General features: G+C 72.2%; 5 protein-coding genes. 2 read left to right on the forward strand and 3 right to left on the reverse strand.

Annotated features, from left to right (window positions below):
* Positions 1-2,327: glycoside hydrolase family 31 protein (locus D3105_RS30340; protein ID WP_118906123.1), on the reverse strand; the 2,327-nt coding region annotated here is incomplete at its 3' end.
* Positions 2,328-2,544: 217 nt separating this feature from the next.
* Here D3105_RS30340 and D3105_RS30345 point away from each other — a divergent pair.
* Positions 2,545-4,524, forward strand: a complete 1,980-nt coding sequence (locus D3105_RS30345) for an acetoacetate--CoA ligase (protein WP_118906120.1) — start codon at positions 2,545-2,547, stop codon at positions 4,522-4,524.
* A gap of 63 nt (positions 4,525-4,587) precedes the next feature.
* On the forward strand, positions 4,588-5,559 hold the full coding sequence (locus D3105_RS30350; RefSeq protein WP_118906121.1) for a hypothetical protein: 972 nt from the start codon (positions 4,588-4,590) through the stop codon (positions 5,557-5,559).
* A gap of 90 nt (positions 5,560-5,649) precedes the next feature.
* Here the strand turns inward: D3105_RS30350 and ptsP are convergent, their stop codons facing one another.
* Positions 5,650-7,320: a phosphoenolpyruvate--protein phosphotransferase gene (gene ptsP / locus D3105_RS30355; protein ID WP_032787831.1), complete on the reverse strand. Its 1,671-nt coding sequence runs from the start codon at positions 7,318-7,320 to the stop codon at positions 5,650-5,652.
* Positions 7,321-7,396: 76 nt separating this feature from the next.
* A complete protein-coding gene (locus tag D3105_RS30360; RefSeq protein WP_118906122.1) occupies positions 7,397-7,846 on the reverse strand; it encodes a PTS sugar transporter subunit IIA in 450 nt (149 codons plus the stop codon).
* Between the last annotated feature and the right edge of the window lie 414 nt (positions 7,847-8,260).

Below are 8,260 nucleotides of genomic sequence, written 5' to 3' on the forward strand. Positions count from 1 at the left end.
CAGCCGACCCCACCCTTCCCGCCGTCCCGTTCCACCACCACGCGGTCGCCCTCCCACCGCGTCGCGTACCGCTCGACCTCCGCCTTTGCCCACCCGTCACCCGCGTCCCGCACCACCAGGCCCCCGCCCGTACGCCCCGGCGCGGGCGCCCACACCTCCAGCTCCGGTTCGCCGTCCGCACCCCGCACCGGAATCACCGCGCCCGCCCGCGCCAGCACCGGCACACCCGACAGCGGGGCGTCGACCAGCACCTGGCCCGGCCCCTCGTACCTCCGCCCGGTCGCCGTGTCATACCACCGCCCCCTCGGCAGCCGCACCGCCCGCCGCCGCACCCCCGGCTCCAGCACCGGAGCCACCAGCAGCGCGTCGCCCAGCAGGAACGCGTCCTCGCACTCCCGCAGCGCCCGGTCGCCCGGCGCCCCCCACCACACCGGCCGCACATAGGGCGCACCCGTCAGCCGCGCCACCTGCGACAGCGACACGAAGTACGGGTGCAGCCGCTCCCGCTCCACCAGCGCCGCCCGCGCGTGCTCCAGCACCTCGGGCCCGAACTCCCACGGCTCCCGCCGCCCCGCGTCGATCGCCGAGTGCGTACGGAACAACGGCAGATACGCCCCCAGCTGGAACCACCGCAGATACAGCTCGGGCGACGGAACCCCGTCGAACCCGCCCACGTCCGGACCCGAGTACGGCACCCCGCACAGACCGAGCCCCAGCACCAGCGACAACGACGCCCGCAGCCCCGGCCACCCCGACGACACATCACCGGACCAGGTGCCCCCGTACCTCTGCATCCCCGCCCACCCCGACCGGGAGAAGAGGAACGGCCGCTCCTCGGGGCGTAGCCGCAGCAGCCCCTCGTACCCGGCCCGCGCCATCGCCAGCGCGTACACGTTGTGCGCCTCGCGGTGGTCGCCCCCGGCGCCCTCCAGGACATGCCGGGCCGAACGCGGCAGCGACGGATCCCCGAACGCCGCGAAGGACACCGGTTCGTTCATGTCGTGCCAGACCCCCGAGAAGCCCTGCGCAAGCCGCTCCTCGTACAGAGATCCCCACCAATCCCGCACAACCGGATCAGTGAAGTCCGGATAGACGCAGGCCCCCGGCCACACCTCCCCGAGCACCACCCGACCCCGCGCGTCCCGGACGTACGCACCGTGCTCACCGACCTCCCGGCCCGCGTCGAACACCGCGTCGCCCGGCTCCGCCTTCACCGCCGGATCCACGATCGACACCAGCCGCACCCCGTCCCCGCGCAACTCCTTCGCCAGCCCGGGCAGATCGGGGAACCGCTCCCGGTCCACCGTGAACACCCGGTGCCCGTCGTAGTGGTCGATGTCCAGATGCAGCACCGAGAGCGGCAGCCCCCGCTCCCGGTACCCGTCGACGATCCGCCGCACCTCCTCCTGGGTGCCGAACCCCCACCGGGCGTGCTGCGGCCCCAGCGCCCAGGACGGCGGCAGCGCCGGCGCGCCCGTCAGCGCCGTCCACCCCTGGAGCACCCGGGCCGGCGTCCCCACCACCACCCAGCAGCGCAGCGGCCCGCCCTCCATCCGCACCTCGCAGGCGCCCGGCCGGTCGTGCCCCGAACCGGCGCCCTCCTCGCCCTCCCGCAGGACGACCCGGCCCGCCCAGCTGTTGTCGTGAAACGCCAGATGCGTCCCCGCGTCCGACACCACCACCTGCACCGGCATCGTCAGATACAGCGGATCGTCCCCGGGGCCGAATCGCCCGCCGGGATCGGTGTTCCACAGCCGGTACACCCCGTCCCGCAGCCGGGGCCCGCCCGCACGCCCGCCGAGCCCGAAGAACCGCGCGTCCGCCGGCACCTCCGAGCGCTGCACCCACCGCACCGGACCGCCGCCCACCGGCTCCCACCAGCGCGGCGGCAGCTCACGCCGCAACAGCACCCCGCCCGGCGTCCGCAGCTCCACCGCCCCGGTCCGCGACACCACCACCGTCAGCCGCTCCGCGACCACCTGCCAGCCGCCGTCCTTGCCCGGCTCCAGCACCGCCCGCTCGTCCGGCGCGGGAGCCTCGCCCGCCACCGCGTACGACGGCAGCGGCTCCGCCCCGTCCCACGCCCAGAACACCGCACCGCCCACCGACACACGGATGCGCAGCTCCGAACGGGCGAACCGCACCACACCCCCGCCGGGACCCGGCTCCGCACCCGTCGCCGCACCGGGCACCCGGGCCCGCTCCGCCCCGCGCGCCGGCAGCGCCGCCGCATCCGCGACCCGGCGCCGCCACGCCGAACGCACAGTGCGCAGCCCCCGCACCGAACCGACCAACCTCACCCGACGCACCAGGTCACGACCGTCCATGGCGCACACCCTGCCACCCCGCCCGACCCGCAGAACCTTCCGTTCAACTCCCGTTCACCGATGTCGGCCGCCGCTCCCCGGCATCCCCGGGGGCGGGGCCACCCTGGTGCCGAAGACGATCACATGGCATCGTCCGTGTCAGCCGCTCACGCGCACACCCCAGCCCGTGCGCGCCGACGCCCACCCCGCGTACCCGTACAGCCAGGGAGCAGCCCTCATGACCGCAGCCACGCCCGACGCCCCGCTCTGGCAGCCCGGCCCCGACCGCATCGAGGCCGCGGCCGTCACCCGCTTCCAGAACTGGGCCGCGACCCGGTACGGCGCCCCGGCCGACGGCGGGTACGCCGCCCTGCACCGCTGGTCCGTCGACGAGCTCGACACCTTCTGGCAGGCAGTCGCCGAGTGGTTCGACATCCGCTTCTCCACTCCGTACGAGAGCGTCCTCGGCGACCGCGCGATGCCCGGCGCCACCTGGTTCCCCGGCGCCACCCTCAACTACGCCGAACACGCCCTGCGCACCGCAGTGGACCCGGTCCGCGCCGACACCCCCGCCCTGCTGTACGTGGACGAGACCCACACGCAGATCCCCATCAGCTGGGCCGAACTCCGCCGCCAGGTCGGCGCCCTGGCCGCCGAACTCCGCGCCCTCGGCGTCACCCCCGGCGACCGCGTCAGCGGCTACCTCCCCAACATCCCCCAGGCCGTCGTCGCCCTCCTCGCCACCGCGGCCGTCGGCGGCGTCTGGACCTCCTGCGCCCCCGACTTCGGCGCCCGCAGCGTCCTCGACCGCTTCCAGCAGATCGAACCCGTCGTCCTCTTCACCGTCGACGGCTACCGCTACGGCGGCAAGGAACACGACCGCACCGAGACCGTCGCCGAGCTGCGCCGCGAACTGCCCACGCTGCGCGCCGTCGTCCACATCCCGCTGCTCGGCACCGACGCCCCGGAAGGCGCCCTCGCCTGGGCCGCCCTCACCTCCGCCGATACCGAACCGGTCTTCGAGCAGGTCCCCTTCGACCACCCGCTCTGGGTCCTCTACTCCTCCGGCACCACCGGCCTGCCCAAGGCCATCGTCCAGTCCCAGGGCGGCATCCTGCTCGAACACTTCAAGCAGCTCGGCCTCCACTGCGACCTCGGCCCCGAGGACCGCTTCTTCTGGTACACCTCCACCGGCTGGATGATGTGGAACTTCCTCGTCTCCGGCCTCCTCACCGGCACCACCGTCGTCCTGTACGACGGCAGCCCCGGCTATCCGGACGTCAGCGCCCAGTGGCGGGTCGCCGAACAGACCGGCGCCACCCTCTACGGCACCTCCGCCGCCTACGTCATGGCCTGCCGCAAGGCCGACATCCACCCGGGCCGCGACTTCGACCTCTCCCGCGTCCAGTGCGTCGCCACCACCGGCTCCCCGCTCCCGCCCGACGGCTTCCGCTGGCTCCACGACGAGGTCGCCGAGGATCTCTGGATCGCCTCCGTCAGCGGCGGCACCGACGTCTGCTCCTGCTTCGCCGGAGCCGTCCCCACCCTCCCGGTCCACATCGGCGAACTCCAGGCCCCCTGCCTGGGCACCGACCTCCAGTCCTGGGACCCGGCCGGCAGTCCGCTGATCAACGAGGTCGGCGAGCTGGTCGTCACCAACCCGCTGCCGTCCATGCCGATCCGCTTCTGGAACGACCCCGACGGCAGCCGCTACCACGACAGCTACTTCGACATGTACCCCGGCGTCTGGCGGCACGGCGACTGGATCACCATCACCGACCACGGCTCGGTGATCATCCACGGCCGCTCCGACTCCACCCTCAACCGCCAGGGCGTCCGCATGGGCTCCGCCGACATCTACGAAGCGGTCGAACGGCTCCCCGAGATCCGCGAATCCCTCGTCATCGGCCTCGAAGAGCCCGACGGCGGCTACTGGATGCCGCTCTTCGTCCACCTCACCGAAGGCGCCACCCTCGACGACGACCTGCGCGCGGCGATCAAGCAGACCATCCGCGACAACCTCTCCCCGCGCCACGTCCCGGACGAGGTCATCGAGGTCCCCGCCATCCCGCACACCCTCACCGGCAAGCGCATCGAGGTTCCGGTCAAGCGCCTGCTCCAGGGCACCGAGCTGGCCAAGGCGGTCAACCCGGGCTCCGTCGACAACCTCGACCTCCTCCACTTCTACGCCGACCTGGCGGCGAAGCGCCGCGCGTAACGCCACTGTCAGTCCCCCTGATTACGCTGAGTGAGCAATGATTCACCGCGCACAGGGGGACACATGGCGCAGACCGACAACACCAAGCGCAGCACCGAGCACCACGCTCAGCACAACGCGACGCACCGCAAGAAGCGCGGCAGGAGGCACGGCACCCCGCACACCACCACCCTGCGACGCACGCTGCGCCGCGAAGCACCCAGCACCGTCGGCCTCCTCGTCGACGCGCAGGACTTCGCGGCCATGCGACGCTACGGAACCTTCCCCTTCGACGACCACACCGTCTACCTCCAGCAGGTCGAGGCCCTGCTCAAAGCGCTCACGGCCCAGGGCGTGCACATCACCGTCGCCCTCTTCGACCCGGAGGACTACGAGGAGTTCTGCGCCGAGTCGGGTCTCGACGCCGACACGGGGGCGAGCCGCAGCCGCTTCACCGCGGAGATCGCCGCCGCCGGAGCCACGGTCGCCTACACCGGCCAGGGCATCGGCGACCTCATCCCCGTCCTCGTCTCCCGCGCGGTTCGCCAGGCCACCTGGGAGTACGGCACTCTCCTCCTCGCCGACCTCGGCACCTGCGCCGACTGCGGCCAGGACATCGGACGGGCGGCCTTCGACCGGGCATCCCACCTCCTGATGCGGCTGCTGGAGACGGCGGGACCGGGCACCCACCACCTGGTGTGCAGCGTTCCGACGGACAACGACCAGCTCCTGGCCGTGCTCCACACCCACCGCGACACCACGGGACCGGCCCGCCTCGACAGCGCGGAGGGCGCCGAGTTCGCCACCGTCCTCGCGGTGGCCGTCGCCCTGGAATCACGCGGGGGAGTGGTCCTGCGCACCAGCGCCCCCGACAGCCCGGACCGCGTCCACGGCTGGCGCCTGGCCCACGGCGGCCTCGCCCCGCTCACCGCCGGCGAGGTCTTCAACGCCTACTGCACGGACGCGGACACAGGAGAGCCCGTCTCCCCGGAATCCGGCGTCGAATACTGCGCGGGATTCGACATCGGAGCCGAGCCCCCGGAAACCCACCACTGACAAAGCGGCCCACTACTGACAAAGGGGGAGGGGCCTCCCGCCAACGGCGGAAGACCCCTCCCCGGAACCCTTGCTCTTACTGCCTGCTGCCTACTCGCCCGAGAGCACGGCCTGCGCCGCACTGCGCGCCTCGTCGGCCGAGTCGGCGGACCGAGCGGCGTTCGCCGCCCGCTCGCACTGCGCCAGCGTGTACTTGGCCAGCGTGGCCCGCACATAAGGAATGGACGCCGCGCCCATGGAGAGCGAGGTGACACCCAGACCCGTCAGCACACACGCCAGCAGCGGATCGGCGGCGGCCTCCCCGCAGACACCGCAGCTCTTGCCCTCGGCACGAGCGGCCTCGGCGGACAGCGCCACGAGATCCAGCAGCGCCGGCTGCCACGGATCCTGGAGCCGCGACACCGCACCCACCTGACGGTCCGCCGCGAAGGTGTACTGCGCCAGGTCGTTGGTGCCCAGCGACAGGAACTCCACCTCCTGGAGGATCGACCGCGCCCGCAGAGCGGCCGACGGAATCTCCACCATCGCGCCGAACTTCGCCTGCAGCCCGGCCTCACGGCACGCGTCCGCGAACGCCTTGGCGTCGATGCGGTCGGCCACCATGGGGGCCATGACCTCCAGGTAGACCGGCAGCCCCTCGGCGGCCTTCGCCAGCGCGGTCAGCTGGGTACGCAGCACCTCGGGGTGGTCCAGCAGGCTCCGCAGCCCACGGACGCCGAGCGCCGGGTTCGGCTCGTCGGCCGGCGTCAGGAAGTCCAGCGGCTTGTCGGCGCCGGCGTCCAGCACGCGCACGACGACACGCCCCTCGGGGAACGCCTCCAGCACCGCACGGTAGGCCGCGACCTGCTTCTCCTCGGAAGGAGCCTGCTTGCTGTCGTCCAGGAACAGGAACTCGGTACGGAACAGCCCGACGCCCTCGGCCCCCGCCTCGACCGCCGCGGGCACATCGCCCGGACCGCCGACATTGGCGAGCAGCGGCACCTTGTGCCCGTCCGATGTGGCACCGGGACCGGTCGAGGCGGACAGCGCAGCCTTGCGAGCAGCGGCGGCGGCCTCCATCTCGGCCCGCTTCTCCGCACTCGGGTCGACGAAGATCTCACCCGTGCTGCCGTCCACCGCGACGACCGTTCCCTCGGCCAGCTCACCGGCGCCGGGCAGCGCCACCACGGCCGGAACGCCGAGCGCCCGCGCCAGGATCGCGCTGTGGCTGGTCGGCCCGCCCTCCTCGGTGACGAAGCCGAGCACCAGCGTCGGGTCGAGGAGCGCGGTGTCGGCCGGCGCCAGGTCCCGCGCGATCAGCACGTACGGCTCGTCACTGTCCGGCACACCGGGCATCGGCACACCGAGCAGCCGTGCCACGATCCGGTTCCGCACGTCGTCGAGGTCCGCGACCCGGCCCGCCAGGTACTCCCCGGCATTGGCCAGCAGCGCCCGGTACGCGGCGAACGCGTCGTACACGGCACGCTCGGCGGTGCTGCCCACGGCGATGCGCCGATCGACGTCGGACATCAGCTCGGGGTCCTGCGCCATCATGGCCTGCGCCTCGAGCACGTGCTGTGCCTCGCCACCGGCCAGATTGCCGCGCGCGACCAGATCGGCCGCCACGGCTTCCACCGCCTGCCGGGCACGCCCCTGTTCGCGCTCGGCCTCCTCGGCGGGAATCGATTTGGCGGGCGGCTCCAGCACCGCCGTACCCATGTGCCGAACCTCGCCGATGGCCACACCGTGGCTCACGCCGACGCCTCGCAGCGTTGTCTCCATTTCACCCGTCTCCGGTTGTGCGGCGACCGAGTCACCGCGGTGGTTGTGCAACTGGCTGGTGACTGCGCCCGAGACGCTACTGCCAGCCGAACAGCGTCTCGCCGATCTTCACGTCCCCGTCCTCACGGACATCGGAGAGCGACTCGGCGGTGGCCTCCAGGGCCACGATCGGGCAGATGGGTGACTTGCCGGCGGCCTCGACGGCGACCGGGTCCCAGCGCACGATGCCCTGGCCCCGGATCACGGTGTCCCCCTTGTTCACGAGAAGCTCGAAGCCCTCGCCGTTGAGCTGGACGGTGTCGATACCGAGGTGCGTCAGGACCCCGTGCCCGTCGGCATCGACGACGACGAACGCGTGGGGGTGAAGGGAGACGACGATGCCGTCGACCGGGGACACGGCCTCGGAGGGCTCACGTACGGGGTCGATGGCGGTGCCGGGACCGACCATCGCGCCGGAGAAGACCGGGTCGGGAACCGCGGTGAGTCCGATGGCGCGTCCAGCAAGAGGGGACGTCACGTTGGTCATGGGGAGCCTCCCAGGGGGGTGGAGATTCAGGTGTCGCCGCCGCGACTGATGGGGGACGGCGTACTGCTCAGCAGAGTAAGTCATATGAAGTCCCGGTTCCGCCCGAGACCTACCGCTTGGCAGACCTAGGGGTGCACCAGAAACGATTTGCCTCGGTCCCCGGCGACCTGTACTGTCGTACTCCTGCCTGACCCCAACGCGACTTTGAGTCGGGGGTCGGCGGCGACTTTCAAGCCCAGATCCTAACCATGACCCCTCCTTCGGCATGCCCGCAGGCCGTGGTCAGGGGGACGGAAAAGGCCTGATAGAGTCGGACCCGCCGGAAAGGGAAAACGCGAAAGCGAAGAACCTGGAAAGCGAAACTGCACGGCCCGCTTCGACCGGGAATCGGACACGAAAGAGTCTGATAGAGTC

The organism is Streptomyces globisporus, from assembly GCF_003501885.1.
Lineage (GTDB): Bacteria > Actinomycetota > Actinomycetes > Streptomycetales > Streptomycetaceae > Streptomyces > Streptomyces globisporus_D.